Here is a 17,565-nt window from a genome sequence, read left to right as displayed (position 1 = left end):
GACTCCCGATGACCTACCGTGTCTGCTTTGTCTGCACCGGCAACATATGCCGCTCCCCGATGGCGGAGTCGGTCTTCCGCGCGCGCGTGGAGGAGGCCGGGCTGGCCGGCCTGGTCGAGGTCGACAGCGCCGGCACAGGCGGCTGGCACGAGGGCGACGGCGCGGACGCGCGCACGGTCTCCGTGCTGGCGGCGGCCGGCTACGAAGGCGACCACGCGGCCCGTCAGTTCCGGGCCGCTTGGTTCGCCCGCCTCGACCTGGTCATCGCGCTCGACGCGGGCCATCTCAAGGCGCTGCGCAGTCTCGCGCCCACCGAGGAGGACTCGGGAAAGGTGCGCCTGTTGCGCTCGTACGATCCGGCCGCAGGCGCTGATCTCGACGTCCCGGACCCGTACTACGGGGGTATGGACGGCTTCGAGGAGTGCCTTGAGATGGTGGAGACGGCGAGTGCGGGCCTGCTCGCCGCGGTACAGGCGGAAGCGGAGGGACGGGCGGCATGAGCGATCCGGCTGCGAACGAGGATTCGGGCGCACGTGCGAACCCGGGTACGGGTGACGGCACGCGCGCGGTGCGGGCGGGGCTGCCCGAGCCGGTCAAGTACGAACCGGCCCTCCCCGGTCCGGTGTTCGCGGCCCACTACCACCTGCCGGGCGACCCCACCGGCCCGTACACCTACGGTCGCGACGAGAACCCCACCTGGACGCTGCTGGAGCGCGCCATCGGCGAGCTGGAGGCTCCGGGGCGGGACAGCGTCGAGACGCTCGTCTTCGCCTCCGGCATGGCCGCCGTGTCGTCGGTGCTCTTCTCCCAGCTGCGCACCGGGGACGCGGTCGTCCTGCCCGGCGACGGCTATCAGGCGCTGCCCCTGGTGCGGGCCCAACTGGAGGCGTACGGCATCGAGGTGCGCACCGCTCCGACGGGCGGCGACGCTCAGCTCGACGTTCTCGACGGTGCGCGGCTGCTGTGGATCGAGACCCCGTCGAACCCCGGACTCGACGTGTGCGACGTACGACGGCTGGCCGAGGCGGCACACGCGCGTGGCTGTCTCGTGGCCGTCGACAACACCCTGGCGACACCGCTCGGTCAGCGCCCGTTGGAACTCGGTGCCGACTTCTCCGTGGCCAGCGGAACCAAGCAGCTCACCGGGCACGGCGACGTGCTGCTCGGTTACGTCACCGGGACGGACGCCTCCGCGATGGCCGCAGTACGGCGATGGCGCAAGATCGTCGGGGCGATTCCCGGGCCCATGGAGGCCTGGCTCGCGCACCGGTCGATCGCCACGCTCCCCTTGCGCGTCGACCGGCAGGACGCCACGGCGCTGGCCCTCGCCGAGGCCCTGCGCGGGCGGCCCGAGGTGACCGGTCTGCGCTATCCGGGGCTTCCGGAGGACCCCTCGTACACGATCGCTTCGCGGCAGATGCGGCGCTATGGGTGTGTGGTTTCCTTCGTGCTGCCCACGCGCGCGCGTGCCGACCGTTTTCTCGGCGCGCTGCGGCTCGTGGACGACGCGACGAGCTTCGGCGGGGTGCGGTCCACGGCCGAGCGACGCGGCCGGTGGGGCGGGGACGCCGTGCCTGAGGGCTTCGTTCGCTTCTCGGTCGGCGCCGAGGACCCGGAGGACCTGGTCGCGGATGTGCTGCGTGCGTTGGAGGAGTCGGCGAACTGACCACTCGGTGCGGAGCGGAGAGGTGCTCCGCTGCCCGCACGGCGGTCCGAGCCTCCCCCCTCGTGGCTCGGACCGCCGCGGTTCCGCGCGTGAAGAACCGCGCAAGCAAGGCTAGTTGACTCTGTGTCAGTGTCCAATCACTGTAGCGACAGAGACCTATCGACTTATTTATAGTTGGGCGCGGCCGGGGGGCCGGGAGAAAGGCAGAGAAGGGGAGGGCGCGCCATGGACCTGGCCTTGCTGCGCACCTTCGTGACCGTCCACCGCGCCGGCTCCTTCACCCGTGCCGCCGCCCTGCTCGGCCTCTCGCAGCCTGCCGTCACCTCGCAGATCCGCACCCTGGAGCGACAGCTGGGGCGCCCTCTGTTCCTGCGCCAGGCCCGTGGCGTGACCCCCACGACCATCGGCGACGAACTCGCGCACAAGGCCGCGCCGCATCTCGACGCGCTCGTGGAGATCACCGAGACCGGGCTCGACGAGGACTCCTCCGTACGCACACTGCATCTGGCCGGGCCACCGGAGTTCACCGCGGAGCGCGCGCTTCCCGCACTGACGGAACTGACCGGGGACGACGGCCAGGGCTTCGCGCTGCGTGTCTCGTTCGGCAATGCCGAGGAAACCCTGGAGGGGCTGTCCGCCGGACATCACGATCTGGCCATCAGTACGGCCCGTCCGCGCGGCTCCCTGCTGACAGCGACTGCGCTCTGCGACGAGGAGCACGTCCTGGTCGCCGCGCCGCGCTGGGTCGGCCACTTCGGCCCCGGGAAACTGCGCCGCAAGGGGGCGTCCGTCCTGGAGAACCTCCCTGTGGTGGAGGTCCACGAGTCGCTGCCCTTCATCGCCCGCTACTGGGCCTCCGTCTTCGACTCCCGCCCGGCGGCCTCGGGAACCGTCATCGTGCCCGACCTGCGCGCGGTGCTCACGTGCGCCGCCGCCGGCGCGGGGCTCGCGGTACTGCCCCGCTATCTGTGCGCACCCGCGCTGGAGCGCGGAGAGGTGGTTGCCCTGCTCGATCCGGCGGTGCCCCCACTGCGGACGTACTTCCTGGTGGTCCGCACCGGCACGCTGGCGATGCCCCATATCGCGCGGGCACACGAGTGGCTCCAGCGCGCGGCTGCCGACTGGGGCTGAGCCTCCATGGATCTCGGTGATCCCTCTGCGGATCTCTGCGATGTTTCACGTGAAACAGGCATTTCGTTCGTGCGGGTCGAGCATCTTTGCGCGGCCGAGAACGCTTCGTGGGGAGCCGACATGTTTCACGTGGAACATGTCGGGCCACATTTCTCCCATGACCGTCCGACCCGTGGTCAAGCGCACCGCACGCGCCATCCTGCTCGATGGCAATGACCTGATCCTCATCAAGCGGACCAAACCGGGGGTCGATCCCTACTGGCTCACTCCGGGCGGCGGGGTCGAACCGGACGACACAACCGTCGTCGACGCCCTGCACCGTGAAGTGCACGAGGAACTGGGCGCCAAGATCGCCGACGTGGTGCCCTGCTTCGTGGACACCGTCGAGCACATCGGCGCGGACGGCGGCGCCACGGGCGTGAAGGTGCAGCACTTCTTCGTCTGCCGGCTGGAGTCCATGAACCCCTCACTGCGCCACGGCCCCGAAGTCGACGAGCCCTGCGGCGAGTACGAGATCGTCCGTATCCCCTTCACCCGGGTCGGCATCGCCTCCGTCCACCTCGTGCCGCTGTCGCTGCGCCACTATCTGGACGGGAACATCGAGGGCGTACGAGCGATGCACGCACCCGACCTGGGCTGACAGCGCGCACGCGGGTCAGTTCCCGGTGACGACCAGTTCCTCCACCGAGTCGTGACGGATCCGCTCCGCCGGGATCCCGGCTCGCCGCAACGCGTCCACACCGCTGCGGATCATCCCGGGCGGGCCCGAGAGATAGGCGTCGTACTCGTACCAGGGCCCGTACTCCCGTACGGCGTCGGGGAGCTGGAGATGCGCCTGCTCGTCGATGACCGCACGTACGGCGAGCCAGGGGTGGTTCTGCTGGAGGCGCAGCATGGTGTCGATGTCGTAGAGGTCGACATCCGTACGGGCGCCGTAGAACACCTCGACCCGCCGCCGGTCACCGTGTTCGGCGACATCCTCGACCAGTGCCTTGATGGGCGCGATGCCGGTGCCCCCGCCCAGACAGAGCAGGCCGCTGTTGGTGGTGTGGTCGACGGTCATCGTGCCGGCGGGCGGGCCGAGCCGGACGATGTCGCCGGGCCGGGCGCGGTGCACCAGCGCGTTGGAGACCCAACCCGCGGGCACCGCTTTGACGTGGAACGACAGCAGACCGTCGGAGCGGGGCGCCGAGGCGAAGGAGTAGTGCCGCCAGATGCGGGGCCACCAGGGCGTCTCCAGGCTCGTGTACTGCCCGGCGAGGAACGGGTACGGCTGGTCGGGCCGGACGGTGAGGACAGCTATGTCCGGGGTCCTGAGGTCGTGCGAGACCACCTCCCCGTACCACCAGGCCGGAGCGCGCAGTTCGTCGACGGCCGCCGCGTCGATCATCACCTGCGACATCGTCGTGTACGCCCGCACCCAGGCCGCCTCGGTCTCCGGGTTCCAGATCTCGGCGGCGTACCGGCTCAGCGAGCCGATGAGGCACTCACCGACCGCCGGGTAGTGCTCGGGCCGGGTGCCGTACTTGCGGTGGCCCCGGCCGAGGTTCTGCAGATACGCGACGAGCACTTCGGTGTTGTCGATGTGCTCGGCGGCGGTGAGCAGTGCCTTGAGCAGCCGGTCCCGCTGGGTGTCCATCGCGGCCGGGAACAGCGAGCGCAGTTCGGGGTGACGGACGAAGAGGAGCGCGTAGAAGTACGAGGTGGTCTTGTCGGCGACAGGACCGACCACGGCCATGGTCCGCCGGATGAGCACCGCGTCCGAGGACGCCTCCCGGAGGGGCTCGGAGGGGGTGGCGACAGGGGACGGCTCCGGAGAGGGCGTGGCGACGGGGGCCGGCTCCGGACGGGGACGGGCGGGTGGTGCGGGGGGAGCGGGCTCGGGTACGGGAACTGGCGCTTCGAAAGCCGGGGGCACTGATGCCGGGGGTGGGGGTATTGATGCCGGGGGCCGCAGGGCGAAGGGCGGGGGCGTCAGGGCTTCGGTGGCCGATGGCACGGGAGCGAAAGGCGCGGGGAGCGGTGACGCGGGAGCGAGGGGCAGGGGAGGCAGGGGCGCGGGAGTCGGAGGGGCCGCCGGGGGCTCGGGAGTCGACGGCTGGGGTATTCGTTCCTGCTCCGGCACGGGCTCGGCCACGGCCGGACGGGCGCTGTCGTCCTGCGAGGGGCTCGGGGCGCCGCCCGTACCGAGCCTGCCCACGGGACGCAGCGCGGCCAGCCGACTGCCTTCCGTCGCCTCCTGGTCGCCGCCCGCGGGCGCCTCCGGCTGTTTGCGCGGCTTGAACCAGCCGCCCCCGCCGCTGCCGCCGGAAGTGCCGTTGTCGGCGGACGTGGTGGTCGGAGCGTCCATGGTCTGCCTCGCCTCGAACATCTTTCGGTCGGTCTGCGCACTTCCTCGGTCGGAATGTGCCCGCGTTCCCCCGCTGACGGCTTGCTTTTCCCCGGTCGGCCTCTGTCCAATGCGGCCACATTCAACCTGGATTACCGTCCCGTACGGACAAGTAAGGCCAGAGTGTGACAATCACCGCAGTGCTCTCACCGCAGCGTCCCACCATGGACGAACGCCTCCACCGTGTAACCGGAAATGCGAGTCTTCGATCTCTCCGTCCCGTTAGGCTGCATTGCCCTGCTCCCGCCGCGTGTGCGGGATACGCCCCCCGATGAGGACAAGAACCGGAGTCGACCATACCGGCCGTCGCCGCGCACACAAGTCCCGCCCTTCTTCGCCGTGAAAGAGCGAGGGGCGAACCATCAATTCCCTCAATTACCGGGCGCCGCGCACCAATTCATAGGCATCCCACAAATCCCGCCCCGCGTAGGTGTGAGTCGCGAGACCCGCCAGATGACGGTCCGCGTTGACCGCGACAGAGACCGGCACCGCCCCGAAGAGTTCCACGTCGGAGAGCGAATCTCCGTACGCGACACAGTCGGCCCGGGTCAGACCGAACTGCCCGCAGAGCCGGTCCGCGATCTCCACCTTGGCCGCAGGCGTCAGGATGCCGCTGGGATCCAGCGGCTCCGTGAAGGGCACCGCGGGGAAGCGTGAACCGTGCGCCGCATGCGCGCCCCACCCCGTCAGACGTTCGACGAAGAACGAGGGCGACAGGGAGACGACCGCGCAGTACTCCCCTCGGTCCCTGATCTCGGCCCAGGTCTCCCTGATCCGCAGTAGCCACGGCGCTCCCACGAAGGCCGCGTCGACATGCGCCTCGGTCAGCTCCGCCCAGAGGAGACGCACCCGCCGGGCATACTCCGCCGGCTCGACCCGTCCCATCACGAAGTCCCGCTCCAACTCGGCTATTTCGCGGTCGAGCCCCAGCTGCCGGGATATCTCGACAGGGGCGGCCGAGCCATGCAGCAGCGTTCCGTCGAGGTCGAAGAGATGCAGTCGCGTCATGTGTGCCGAGACTAGGACCTGTCGCCCGATGACCGATGCCCAGCGTTTCACGTGAAACATCTGTCCATGCGCTGTACGGACCGGCACGACATGGCCAAAAGAACGTGCGTCCGACCGCAAACAGGTGGACGCCAGGGGCACCGGTCGGACAGCCTGACCTGCGTGCCGACTCCTTCCCCCGCTGATCTGCCCATCCGCCGTCTGACGCACCGCGATCTCATCGCCTGCGCCGACCTGTCCGAGGACCGGGGCTGGCCCCGCGAAGAGCACAAGTGGGGCCTCCTCCTCACGGCCGGCAAGGGCTACGGCATCGACGACCCCGGCGGCGGACTGGTCGCCGCATGCGTCGTCACCGAGTACGGGCCGTACGAAAACCCCGACTTGGGTGCCATCGGCATGGTGCTGGTCGCCGAGCGGCACGCCCGTCAGGGCATCGGACGGCGGCTGATGCACCACGTCATCGCCGCGATGGGCACGACGCCGCTGACGCTGCACGCGACCCCGTACGGCCGTCCGCTCTATGAGGAACTCGGCTTCAAGGTGACCGGCAAGGCCGAGATGGTGCGCGGGCGCTTCACACCGCACGGGCCGGAGTCCGAGGTCGGCACACGCGCGGCCACGGCCGACGATCTCGCCAGGATCATCCGGCTGGACGAGGAGGTGTTCGGTACCGACCGCACGCACATCATCACCCGGCTGCCCGCCTTCGCCGACCAGTTGCGCGTCGCCGAGGAGGAGGGCCGGATCATCGGCTACACGGCGGCCTGGCCGACCGCTGACACCCAGGTCGTCGGCCCGCTGATCGCCCGCGACACGGAGACGGCGAAGGCGCTCCTCGCCTCACTCGCCGCCCGCACCGACCGCCCGCTGCGAACGGACATCGACGTACGGCACGAGGAACTGCTGGCGTGGGTGAAGGAGCGCGGGCTGGCACCCCTGAGCTTCAACGCGGTGATGACGTACGGAATCTCGGAACTGCCGGGTGACTGGACGCGACGGTTCGCACCACTGACGGTGGCGGCGGGCTGAGGACCCGCGGCGAGAAGGAATCTGCCCGCATAGGCTGCGGCCATGGGAGATCTTGAGATACGGCCCGTGACGACGGAGGACGTTCCCGCGGTCGTCGGCATGCTCGCCGACGACCCGCTGGGCGCGCAGCGCGAATCGCCGGACGACCTGACCCCGTACTACACCGCGCTGAACCGTCTGGCCGCAGACCCGAACCAACACATGGTCGTCGCGGTCCGCGAGGGGCACGTGGTCGGCACGCTGCAGCTCACGATCGTTCCCGGGCTGTCCCGCAAGGGCGCGACCCGGTCGATCATCGAGGGCGTGCGTGTCCACGCCGCCGAACGCGGCAGCGGCCTGGGCACGCAGCTCATCGAGTGGGCGATCGACACGTCACGCCGCGAGAACTGTCAGCTGGTTCAGCTGACGTCGGACATCACTCGCACAGAAGCCCACCGCTTCTACGAACGGCTCGGTTTCACGCCTTCGCACGTGGGCTTCAAACTCCAGCTCTGAGCACCCCGGCCTGGCGACCGACGCCAGCAGACTCACGCACAAGCCTCCCTTCGACCGGGAAAGCGTCATGTTTCACGTGAAACATGACGCTTTCCCGCAGCCGGCACCTACCGGATCCCGCGCCACCCCTCCGGATCCACCCCACCCGGCACAGAAGCCCCCTCCTCGTACGGCTGACGCACGAAGACGAACGACCCGAGGTCCAGGTGGTCCACGGTCCCGTTCGGCCGCCGTACGGCCCGCAGAAGCTCTCCGGCGAAGTAGCCGTCGAGCCCCGTCCAGGTTCCGTCGCCGTTCGCCCTGAAGCGCGAGCGGCGGCCGATACCGGTCAAGGGCCCCAGCGAGACACCCCCGTCGACCGTCAGTCGCAGGGCATAGGGGGTGGTCCCCCAGTACCACTGGCCCGCGAACTCCAGTACGGAGCTGTCGACTTCGGGCAACGGTCGCCACGGCTCGGGAATCCGAGGCTCGGCCTCCGCGACGATCCTCACGAGGTCGGCGGCGACCGCGGACACCGGCGGACCGGAGGTGCAGTTGGCCAGGACGACAGCCGCGAGGTCGTCCGCCACGCCGATGGTGAGGCTCGCCAGGAAGCCGGGCAGCGAGCCGCCGTGCCCCACCAGCATCCGGCCGTCCCGGTACTGGACCTGCATACCGAGGCCGTACGCCGCACCTGCGGCCAAGTCCGCCTCCTCGGGCGGAGCAGCCGGCGTACGCATCTCAGCAACGGACGCGGCGCTCAGCACCCGGTCGTCCCCCTTGGCGAGGAAGACCGCGAAGCGTGCCAAGTCCCCTGCGGTGGACCAGAGCTGACCGGCCGGCGCCATCCGCCCGAGGTCCTCGGCCGGCTCCGGCAGCAGCACGTCGGCCCAGGGATGCACCGCCCACCCGCCCGCGTGCGGTGCCTGCGGCTGCCCGCTGGTCCGCTCCAGCCCCAGGGGTTCGAGCACCTCACGCCGCAGCACGTCCTCCCACGGAGCGCCGCGCACCTCCTCGACCAGCGCGCCGAGGACGCTGTAACCGGGGTTCGAGTAGTGGTGACGCCGGCCCACGGGATGCAGCAACGGCCGCTCCCCGAGTACGTCGGCCAGCTCGGGCCGCAGCGATCCGGGCGTCCGCTCCCACCAGGGAGCGGGTGACTCGGCCGCCAACCCACCGGTGTGCGCGAGCAGTTCGGCGATGGTGGCCTCCCCCGCACCGGTACCCGGCAGATGTTTCTCCAGCGGGTCGACGAGATCGAGCAGTCCCTCGTCGCGCAGCCGCATCACCAGTACGGCGGTGAAGGTCTTGGTGATCGAACCGATCCGGTACTGCACGTCGGCATCGGGCACCTGGCCCTCCACCGAACTCCGCGCCCCCGTCCACACCGTCTCCCCGCCCCGCACCACCGCCGCGACCAACGACGGCGCCCGCCCTTGACTCTGGGCAACAGCGATCCGGTGCAGCAACGCCCGCCGCGTACCGGGAAGAAGGTCGTCCTGAGGTGTTGTCATGGGGCAAGTTCATCGGCCGGGCCGCGTTGCGTCGAGCGCATTTCCCCTCTGCCGCGGACCCGGTCCTACGTCTGGGCCATGTCCACGAAGCGCGAATAGTGGCCCTGGAAGGCGACCGTGATCGTCGCCGTCGGGCCGTTTCGGTGCTTGCCGACGATGATGTCCGCCTCGCCCGCGCGCGGTGACTCCTTCTCGTACGCGTCCTCGCGGTGCAGCAGGATCACCATGTCCGCGTCCTGCTCGATCGAGCCGGACTCACGCAGGTCGGAGACCATGGGTTTCTTGTCCGTGCGCTGCTCAGGGCCACGGTTCAGCTGCGAGAGCGCGATCACCGGCAGCTCCAGCTCCTTGGCCAGGAGCTTCAGGTTTCGCGACATGTCGGAGACCTCCTGCTGGCGGCTCTCGGAACGCTTGCCGCCGGACTGCATCAGCTGGAGGTAGTCGATGACCACGAGTTTCAGGTCCGCGCGCTGCTTGAGGCGGCGGCACTTGGCGCGGATCTCCATCATCGACAGGTTCGGGGAGTCGTCGATGTACAGCGGCGCGGCCGACACGTCCGGCATCCGGCGGGCGAGCCGGGTCCAGTCGTCGTCGGTCAACGTGCCGGAGCGCATGTGGTGAAGGGCCACGCGTGCCTCCGCGGACAGCAGACGCATGGCGATCTCGTTGCGGCCCATTTCGAGGGAGAAGATCACGCTGGGCATGTTGTGCTTGATCGAACAGGCGCGAGCGAAGTCCAGCGCCAGCGTCGACTTACCCATGGCGGGGCGAGCCGCGATGATGATCATCTGTCCGGGATGCAGCCCGTTGGTGAGCTGGTCGAGGTCGGTGAACCCGGTGGGCACACCGGTCATCTCCCCCGAACGCGAGCCGATCGCCTCGATCTCGTCGAGCGCGCCCTCCATGATGTCGCCGAGCGGCAGATAGTCCTCGGTGGTGCGCTGCTCGGTGACCGCGTAGATCTCGGCCTGGGCGCTGTTGACGATCTCGTCGACGTCTCCGTCGGCCGCGTATCCCATCTGGGTGATGCGGGTTCCGGCCTCGACCAGGCGCCGTAGGACCGCGCGCTCGTGCACGATCTCCGCGTAGTACTCGGCGTTCGCCGCTGTCGGCACCGTCTGCACCAGCGCGTGCAGATAGGGAGCGCCGCCCACCTTGGTGATCTCGCCCCGTCTGGTGAGTTCGGCCGCGACCGTGATGGGGTCGGCCGGCTCGCCCTTCGCGTAGAGGTCGAGGATCGCCCCGTAGACGATCTCGTGCGCGGGCCGGTAGAAGTCATGGCCCTTCAGGACCTCGACGACGTCGGCGATGGCGTCCTTGGACAGGAGCATGCCGCCGAGGACGGACTGTTCGGCGTCGAGGTCCTGCGGTGGTACCCGCTCGAAGGACGTGCCCTCACTCTCCCACGCGCCGTTCTCGCGGCCGCGGTCGTGCTGTTCGTCGCGGCCCCGGCCCCCTTCGCGGCGCTGCCGGGAGGCGGGCAGACGATCACTGGGACCGCTGTCGGCCCACGGGTCGTCCAAGGGCTCGGAAATACTCACCGAGCCACCTCCTCCCGTCCGCCGAGCGGACCTCGCCGTGCTTCTCTGTTCTACGGCACGGCACTGACAAATAAGAGGCCCAACTCCGGTTCCGGCGCGTCGGTTTTGTGACGTTTCCGAGGCCGAGGGAAGGAGCGGGCGCCGCACCACCGTAGGCCCGTCGGCACCGTCAGCCAATCTGGTTATCCACAGGCCATGTGGACGACGGCCCGGATGCTGTGGAGAACTCGGCAAAACCTGTGCACGACCCGGTGGACAGCCCTGTGAACAAGCTTTCGCGACTTCCGACAAACCACCTCTGACCAGCGTGTTTCCCATCCACCGGCTGTGCAGAAGAAAAAGTTTCCCCATTGGGCCAAGATCTCCACAAGCGGCACACGGCAGCGCACACCTCAAGAGGAGAGGTAATAGTCACAAGCGCATTGCATCTCTTACCTGTGGAAGATTAGATTGGTGGTCATGACACAGGCTCCAGCTGCACCCAGGGCGACCCGGCGCCGGCACGACCGAGAGATCGTCGCACTGGCCGTTCCCGCCTTCGGCGCACTCGTCGCCGAGCCTCTCTTCGTCATGGCCGACAGCGCGATCATCGGCCATCTCGGCACAGCTCAACTGGCCGGACTCGGCATCGCCTCTGTCCTCCTCACCACAGCCGTCAGCGTCTTCGTCTTCCTCGCGTACGCCACCACGGCCGCCGTCGCCCGACGCGTCGGTGCGGGCGATCTCCAAGCCGCCATCCGCCAGGGTGTGGACGGCATCTGGCTCGCCCTGCTGCTCGGTGCAGCCGTCATCGCCGTCGTCCTGCCCTCGGCACCCGCACTCGTGGACCTCTTCGGCGCCTCGGACACCGCTGCCCCGTACGCGGTCACCTATCTGCGGATCTCGGCGCTCGGCATCCCGGCCATGCTCGTCGTCCTCGCCTCCACCGGCGTTCTGCGTGGCCTCCAGGACACCAGAACCCCGCTGTACGTGGCCGTAGCGGGCTTCGTCGCCAACGCCGCCCTGAACGCGGGCCTCGTCTACGGCGCGGACCTCGGCATCGCCGGCTCCGCCTGGGGCACCGTCATCGCGCAGTGGGGCATGGCGGCGGCCTATCTGACGGTCGTCGTCCGCGGCGCCCGTCGGCACGGCGCCTCGCTGCGCCCCGACATCAGGGGGATACGGGCCTCCGCCCAGGCGGGCGCACCACTCCTGGTCCGCACTCTCTCCCTGCGGGCGATCCTGATGATCGCCACGGCCGTCGCCGCGCGGCTCGGGGACGCGGACGTCGCCGCGCACCAGATCATTCTGTCCTTGTGGAGCCTGCTCGCTTTCGCGCTCGACGCGATCGCCATCGCCGGGCAGGCCATCATCGGGCGCTACCTCGGCGCGAACGACACCCAGGGCGCACGCGAAGCCTCCCGCCGCATGGTCGAGTGGGGCATCGCCACCGGAGTCGTGCTCGGTCTGCTGGTGATCGTCAGCCGTCCCTTGTTCATGTCGCTGTTCACCAGTGACTCCGTGGTCAAGGACGCCGCGTTGCCGGCCCTGCTCGTGGTCGCGTTGTCCCAACCGATCTGCGGGATCGTCTTCGTCCTCGACGGCGTACTGATGGGTGCGGGCGACGGCCCCTACTTGGCCGGGGCGATGCTGGTCACGCTTGCCGCCTTCATACCGGTGGCCCTGCTCGTGCCGACTCTCGGCGGCGGCCTCACCGCCCTCTGGGGAGCGATGACGCTCATGATGACCGTCCGCATGCTGACCTTGTGGCTGCGAGCCCGATCGGGCCGCTGGATGGTCACGGGCGCCACCCGCTGAACTCACGGAGAGCGCCGAGCGCGCTGAACCACGCTCTACTCCGTCTCCCTTGTTTCACGTGAAACATCGACCAGTTCCTGCTGTTTCACGTGAAACATCGGTGTGCTCGGCTTGCTCACGCAACCAGGGCACGCAGAAGAGCCGCATCCCTGAGGATGCGGCCCCACAACTGCTTCAGCGAGCGCGGCCCTTAGGCAGCGACGACCTCGATGTTGACCTTGGCGGCAACCTCGGGGTGCAGACGCACCGACGTCTCGTGGGCGCCGAGCGTCTTGATCGGGGAGCCCAGCTCGATACGGCGCTTGTCGACCTCGGGGCCACCGGAAGCCTTGATCGCCGTGGCGATGTCGGCCGGGGTGACGGAACCGAAGAGACGACCGGCGTCGCCGGAGCGGACGGCCAGACGGACCTTGACGCCTTCGAGGCGGGCCTTGATGTCGTTGGCCTGCTCGATGGTCTGGATCTCGTGGATCTTGCGAGCGCGACGAATCTGCTCGACGTCCTTCTCGCCACCCTTGGTCCAGCGGATCGCGAAGTTCCGCGGGATCAGGTAGTTGCGAGCGTAGCCGTCCTTGACGTCGACGACATCGCCCGCGGTGCCGAGGCCGGAGACCTCGTGGGTGAGGATGATCTTCATTAGTCGGTCACCCTTCCCTTATCGCGCGGTGGACGTGTAGGGCAGCAGCGCCATCTCACGGCTGTTCTTGACGGCCGTGGCGACGTCACGCTGGTGCTGCGTGCAGTTGCCGGTCACGCGGCGGGCACGGATCTTACCGCGGTCGGAAATGAACTTCCGCAGCATGTTCGTGTCCTTGTAGTCCACGTACTGGACCTTGTCCTTGCAGAAAGCGCAGACCTTCTTCTTAGGCTTGCGCACAGGCGGCTTCGCCATGGTGTTTCTCCTGTGTGATCAAGAAGTGTGGGTACGACCCGCCCTCGGCCCGAAGGCCTAGAAGGGGGGCTCGTCCGAGTAGCCGCCGCCACCGCCACCGCTGCTGGCACCGCCGGAGTTTCCACCCCAGCCGCCACCGCCACCGCCACCGCCGCCCTGGTTGCCACCGGCGGGAGCGCCGGTCGCCCAGGGGTCGTCGGCCGGAGCGCCGCCGCCCTGCGGAGCACCGCCGGAGTTTCCACCCCAGCCGCCGCCCTGCTGGCCGCCACCGCCACCGCCGCCGCCGCCGTAACCACCCTGGCCACCACGGCCGGCGCCGCCGGCGGTCTTGGTGACCTTGGCCGTGGCACTGCGCAGGCTGGCGCCGACCTCGTCGACGTCCAGCTCGTAGACCGTGCGCTTCTCGCCCTGCGTGGTCTCGTAGGACCGCTGCTTCAGCCGGCCCTGCACGATGACGCGCATGCCTCGCTGGAGCGACTCGGCCACGTTCTCCGCCGCCTGACGCCAGACCGAGCAGGTCAGGAACAGGCTCTCGCCGTCCTTCCACTCGTTCGTCTGCCGGTCGAAGGTGCGGGGGGTGGACGCGACACGGAACTTCGCGACCGCCGCACCGGAGGGGGTGAAGCGCAGCTCGGGGTCGTCGACAAGATTGCCGACGACCGTGATGACGGTCTCGCCTGCCATAGGGGAACCTCTCGGCGGGTTTGCTGCTGGCTGCTTTTGGTGCTGCTACTCGAAATCCCGGGACCAGCTGAGCGGGAGGCTCAGTGGGTCTCGGGGCGGAGGACCTTGGTCCGGAGGACCGACTCGTTCAGGTTCATCTGGCGGTCGAGCTCCTTGACGATCGCGGGCTCAGCCTGCAGATCGATGACCGAGTAGATGCCCTCGGGCTTCTTCTTGATCTCGTACGAGAGACGACGACGGCCCCAGGTGTCGACCTTCTCCACCTTGCCGTTGCCCTCACGGACGACGGAGAGGAAGTTCTCGATCAGAGGGGCGACAGCGCGCTCCTCCAGCTCGGGGTCGAGGATGACCATCACTTCGTAGTGACGCATGTGGAACCCACCTCCTTTGGACTCAGCGGCCACGGTCGTTCCGTGGCAGGAGGGTTGTTGATGCGTACGCAACGGTAGCTGCGACCACTGACAATCGGAGTTCCCGGAAGGGATTCCTCGTCATGGCCTGGGCAGACACCGGTGCAGACGGTACAGAGTACCCGCACAGCGGCTTCCGGTTGAAATCAGCCCCCGGTGACCGTCAATCTGTACACATCGGGTGTGTATGGCGCTACGATGCGCCGCCTTCCGCAGGAGGTGCCACATGGCACAGGCATTGCGACCCAACACCGCCGGATCCCTCTTCGCCACCGACGGCAAGCCCCATCCCCTCCAGGACAGCCTGCTCGCTGTGACCCTGGTGCTCGGGGTGACGGCCTTCGTCACGGCGATGTTCCACAGTCTGCATCTGTTCAGTTCCTGGACCGGCCTGGTGGGGATCCTCACCGGCGCGTACGGACAGTTCGTCTCGGAGACGACCCGTGAACGCTTCGGGCTGATCCTGGGCCTCGGCGCCGCAGCGGTCGGCTTCTTCCTCGGCATGGCGCACGGCGGCCTCTTCGGCGGCGTGATCGGCTGACGCGGGCCGTCCCCCTGTGCCCCGGCCGACGCAGGGCCGGGGCACAGGTGCCATACGGCCATACGGCCAGACGAGGCGCTCGCAGGGCGCAGTAGGCTTCGGCGCGAGAGCCGGAGCCCCTGTACCCATGGGGACACACCAGCCCGAGGAGCGCCCCGAATGAGCCTGACCCTGAGGACGATCAGCCGAGAGCAGCATCTGGCGTACATCCAGAGCCTGCCGTCGGCGAGCCACATGCAGGTTCCGGCCTGGGCAGACGTCAAGGCGGAGTGGCGCTCCGAGAACCTCGGGTGGTTCGACGACCGGACGGGCGAGATCGTCGGCGCGGGTCTCGTGCTGTACCGCCAGCTGCCCAAGATCAAGCGGTATCTCGCGTATCTGCCCGAGGGCCCGGTCATCAACTGGTTCGCGCCGAATCTCGACGACTGGATCCAGCCGATGCTGGCGCACCTCAAGCAGCAGGGCGCCTTCTCCGTGAAGATGGGCCCGCCGGTGATCATCCGGCGCTGGGAGGCCCCCTCCATCAAGGCGGGCATCCAGAGCCCGGACGTGAAGCGGCTGCGCGACATCGAGGCCGACTTCATCGAACCGCGCGCCTTCGAGGTCGCCGACAAGCTGCGCCGCATGGGCTGGCAGCAGGGCGAGGACGGCGGGGCCGGCTTCGGCGACGTACAGCCTCGCTACGTCTACCAGGTGCCGCTGGCGAACCGTTCGCTGGAAGAGGTCCACCAGAACTTCAACCAGCTGTGGCGCCGCAACATCAAGAAGGCCGAGAAGTCCGGTGTCGAGGTCGTCCAGGGCGGTTACCACGACCTGGAGGAGTGGCAGCGGCTGTACGAGATCACGGCGGTGCGCGACCACTTCCGGCCCCGCCCGCTGTCGTACTTCCAGCGCATGTGGACGGCCCTCAACACCGAGGACCCCAACCGTATGCGGCTCTACTTCGCGCGCCACAACGGAGTGAACCTGTCGGCGGCGACGATGCTGATCGTCGGCGGACACGTCTGGTACTCGTACGGCGCCTCGGACAACATCGGCCGTGAGGTCCGTCCCTCGAACGCCATGCAGTGGCGGATGCTGCGCGACGCCTACGCACTGGGCGCCACCGTCTACGACCTGCGCGGCATCTCGGACTCGCTGGACGAGACGGACCACCTCTTCGGCCTGATCCAGTTCAAGGTCGGCACAGGTGGGCAGGCTGCCGAGTATCTCGGCGAGTGGGACTTCCCGCTCAACAAGCTGCTCCACAAGGCGCTCGACATCTACATGTCGCGCCGCTGACGTCCCGAAACTTCCGTTCGTACCTCTGAATAGATCGCAGCCACGAGAAAGGTTCCAGGTCCCGGCCATGGCGCTCACGCTCTACGTCGACACCGCGCGCTGGCGTGCGCACCACAAGCACGTGTCCGAGCAGTTCCCGGGGCTCGTCCCGGTCTGCAAGGGCAACGGCTACGGCTTCGGGCACGAGCGGCTGGCGGAGGAGGCCACGCGGCTGGGCTCGGACGTCCTGGCCGTCGGCACGACGTACGAGGCCGCGCGGACCAAGGACTGGTTCAGCGGCGACCTGCTGGTGCTGACGCCCTTCAGACGGGGCGAGGAGCCCGTACCGCTGCCCGATCGCGTCATCCGCTCGGTGTCGTCGGTGGACGGGGTGCACGGCCTCGTCGGCGCCCGTGTCGTCATCGAGGTCATGTCCTCCATGAAGCGCCACGGGGTGACCGAGCAGGAGCTGCCCCAACTGCACGCCGCCATAGAGGACGTACGTCTCGAAGGCTTCGCGATCCACCTGCCGCTGGACCGCACCGACGGTTCGGACGCCGTGGAGGAGGTCATCGGCTGGATGGACCGGCTGCGCGCGGCCCGGCTGCCCCTGCACACCATGTTCGTCAGCCATCTCAAGGCCGAGGACCTCGGACGGCTTCAGCAGCAGTTCCCGCAGACCCGCTTCCGCGCCCGTATCGGCACCCGGCTGTGGCTGGGGGACCACGAGGCCACGGAGTACCGCGGCGCGGTCCTGGACGTCACACACGTGGCCAAGGGCGACCGCTTCGGCTACCGGCAGCAGAAGGCCGCCTCGGACGGCTATCTGGTGGTCGTGGCGGGCGGTACGTCGCACGGAGTGGGCCTGGAGGCCCCCAAGGCGCTGCACGGCGTCATGCCGCGCGCCAAGGGCGTCGCCCGGGCCGGCCTCGCCACCGTCAACCGGAACCTCGCCCCGTTCGTCTGGGGCGGCAAGCAGCGCTGGTTCGCCGAGCCGCCGCACATGCAGGTCTCGATCCTCTTCGTGCCCTCGGACGCCCCGGAGCCGAAGGTCGGCGAGGAGCTGGTGGCCCATCTGCGGCACACCACCACGCAGTTCGACCGAATCGTCGACCGCTGACCGCTGACCGCACAGCTGAGGGTCGTGCGAAGGGCCGTACACGGAGTCCGTGTACACCAGCACCGGCACCCCGCCCGCCACCACGTAGTACGTGTGCAGCTCGCGGACG

18 protein-coding genes are annotated in these 17,565 nt (G+C 68.9%); 10 read left to right on the top strand and 8 right to left on the bottom strand.

Annotation, left to right across the window (positions count from 1 at the left end):
* The first annotated feature begins 8 nt into the window (after positions 1-8).
* From ACWDR4_RS44895 to ACWDR4_RS44880, 4 genes are all read left to right on the top strand, one after another.
* Positions 9-500, top strand: a complete 492-nt coding sequence (locus tag ACWDR4_RS44895; RefSeq protein ID WP_450417324.1) for a low molecular weight protein-tyrosine-phosphatase — start codon at positions 9-11, stop codon at positions 498-500.
* Positions 497-1,666, top strand: coding sequence for a cystathionine gamma-lyase (locus ACWDR4_RS44890; RefSeq protein WP_450417322.1), 1,170 nt, complete (start codon positions 497-499; stop codon positions 1,664-1,666). Before ACWDR4_RS44895 ends, ACWDR4_RS44890 begins: the two co-directional genes overlap by 4 nt.
* Positions 1,667-1,891: 225 nt before the next feature.
* Complete coding sequence (locus ACWDR4_RS44885) at positions 1,892-2,797, top strand: LysR family transcriptional regulator (protein WP_450417320.1); 906 nt, start codon at positions 1,892-1,894, stop codon at positions 2,795-2,797.
* Positions 2,798-2,954: 157 nt separating this feature from the next.
* Complete coding sequence (locus ACWDR4_RS44880; RefSeq protein WP_450417318.1) at positions 2,955-3,437, top strand: NUDIX domain-containing protein; 483 nt, start codon at positions 2,955-2,957, stop codon at positions 3,435-3,437.
* A 15-nt stretch (positions 3,438-3,452) separates the two neighbouring features.
* On the opposite strand, the gene ACWDR4_RS44875 is transcribed toward ACWDR4_RS44880, so the two are convergent.
* Positions 3,453-5,147 carry a globin domain-containing protein gene (locus ACWDR4_RS44875; protein ID WP_450417316.1) on the bottom strand — a complete coding sequence of 565 codons (1,695 nt, stop codon included), beginning with the start codon at positions 5,145-5,147 and terminating at the stop codon, positions 3,453-3,455.
* Positions 5,148-5,561: 414 nt separating this feature from the next.
* Positions 5,562-6,194: an HAD family hydrolase gene (locus ACWDR4_RS44870; RefSeq protein WP_450417314.1), complete on the bottom strand. Its 633-nt coding sequence runs from the start codon at positions 6,192-6,194 to the stop codon at positions 5,562-5,564.
* Positions 6,195-6,356: 162 nt separating this feature from the next.
* Between ACWDR4_RS44870 and ACWDR4_RS44865 the strand changes: the two genes are divergently transcribed.
* Both ACWDR4_RS44865 and ACWDR4_RS44860 read left to right on the top strand, forming a co-directional pair.
* Positions 6,357-7,223, top strand: a complete 867-nt coding sequence (locus tag ACWDR4_RS44865) for a GNAT family N-acetyltransferase (protein WP_450417312.1) — start codon at positions 6,357-6,359, stop codon at positions 7,221-7,223.
* 42 nt (positions 7,224-7,265) lie between these two features.
* Positions 7,266-7,718 carry a GNAT family N-acetyltransferase gene (locus ACWDR4_RS44860; protein WP_450417310.1) on the top strand — a complete coding sequence of 151 codons (453 nt, stop codon included), beginning with the start codon at positions 7,266-7,268 and terminating at the stop codon, positions 7,716-7,718.
* Positions 7,719-7,825: 107 nt separating this feature from the next.
* Here ACWDR4_RS44860 and ACWDR4_RS44855 read toward each other — a convergent pair whose 3' ends face one another.
* Together ACWDR4_RS44855 and dnaB are read right to left on the bottom strand one after the other, a co-directional pair.
* Complete coding sequence (locus ACWDR4_RS44855) at positions 7,826-9,211, bottom strand: serine hydrolase domain-containing protein (RefSeq protein ID WP_450417308.1); 1,386 nt, start codon at positions 9,209-9,211, stop codon at positions 7,826-7,828.
* A 65-nt stretch (positions 9,212-9,276) separates the two neighbouring features.
* On the bottom strand, positions 9,277-10,752 hold the full coding sequence (dnaB, locus tag ACWDR4_RS44850; RefSeq protein WP_389349219.1) for a replicative DNA helicase: 1,476 nt from the start codon (positions 10,750-10,752) through the stop codon (positions 9,277-9,279).
* 459 nt (positions 10,753-11,211) lie between these two features.
* Between dnaB and ACWDR4_RS44845 the strand changes: the two genes are divergently transcribed.
* A complete protein-coding gene (locus ACWDR4_RS44845) occupies positions 11,212-12,549 on the top strand; it encodes an MATE family efflux transporter (RefSeq protein WP_450417306.1) in 1,338 nt (445 codons plus the stop codon).
* Between the two features lie 190 nt (positions 12,550-12,739).
* On the opposite strand, the gene rplI is transcribed toward ACWDR4_RS44845, so the two are convergent.
* The 4 genes from rplI to rpsF all read right to left on the bottom strand — a co-directional run bounded on the left by rplI (position 12,740) and on the right by rpsF (position 14,496).
* A complete protein-coding gene (gene rplI, locus ACWDR4_RS44840; protein ID WP_318322612.1) occupies positions 12,740-13,186 on the bottom strand; it encodes a 50S ribosomal protein L9 in 447 nt (148 codons plus the stop codon).
* An 18-nt stretch (positions 13,187-13,204) separates the two neighbouring features.
* Positions 13,205-13,441, bottom strand: coding sequence for a 30S ribosomal protein S18 (gene rpsR, locus ACWDR4_RS44835; protein WP_006381652.1), 237 nt, complete (start codon positions 13,439-13,441; stop codon positions 13,205-13,207).
* Between the two features lie 57 nt (positions 13,442-13,498).
* The gene (locus tag ACWDR4_RS44830; protein WP_450417303.1) at positions 13,499-14,125 is read right to left on the bottom strand and encodes a single-stranded DNA-binding protein; all 627 of its coding nucleotides are present in this window, start codon (positions 14,123-14,125) and stop codon (positions 13,499-13,501) included.
* Positions 14,126-14,205: 80 nt separating this feature from the next.
* A complete protein-coding gene (gene rpsF, locus ACWDR4_RS44825; protein ID WP_006381649.1) occupies positions 14,206-14,496 on the bottom strand; it encodes a 30S ribosomal protein S6 in 291 nt (96 codons plus the stop codon).
* A 265-nt stretch (positions 14,497-14,761) separates the two neighbouring features.
* Here rpsF and ACWDR4_RS44820 point away from each other — a divergent pair, with 265 nt between their 5' ends.
* The 3 genes from ACWDR4_RS44820 (at position 14,762) to ACWDR4_RS44810 (ending at position 17,456) form a co-directional block, all read left to right on the top strand.
* Positions 14,762-15,076 carry a hypothetical protein gene (locus ACWDR4_RS44820; protein ID WP_450417301.1) on the top strand — a complete coding sequence of 105 codons (315 nt, stop codon included), beginning with the start codon at positions 14,762-14,764 and terminating at the stop codon, positions 15,074-15,076.
* 159 nt (positions 15,077-15,235) lie between these two features.
* A complete protein-coding gene (femX, locus tag ACWDR4_RS44815) occupies positions 15,236-16,357 on the top strand; it encodes a peptidoglycan bridge formation glycyltransferase FemX (RefSeq protein ID WP_450417299.1) in 1,122 nt (373 codons plus the stop codon).
* Between the two features lie 67 nt (positions 16,358-16,424).
* A complete protein-coding gene (locus ACWDR4_RS44810) occupies positions 16,425-17,456 on the top strand; it encodes an alanine racemase (RefSeq protein WP_450417297.1) in 1,032 nt (343 codons plus the stop codon).
* Positions 17,457-17,565: the final 109 nt, after the last annotated feature.

The sequence above is a fragment of the Streptomyces sp. NPDC000878 genome (genome assembly GCF_053599695.1).
Note: the sequence above shows the minus strand (reverse complement) of the source record. Positions and strands in the feature narration are given on the sequence as shown.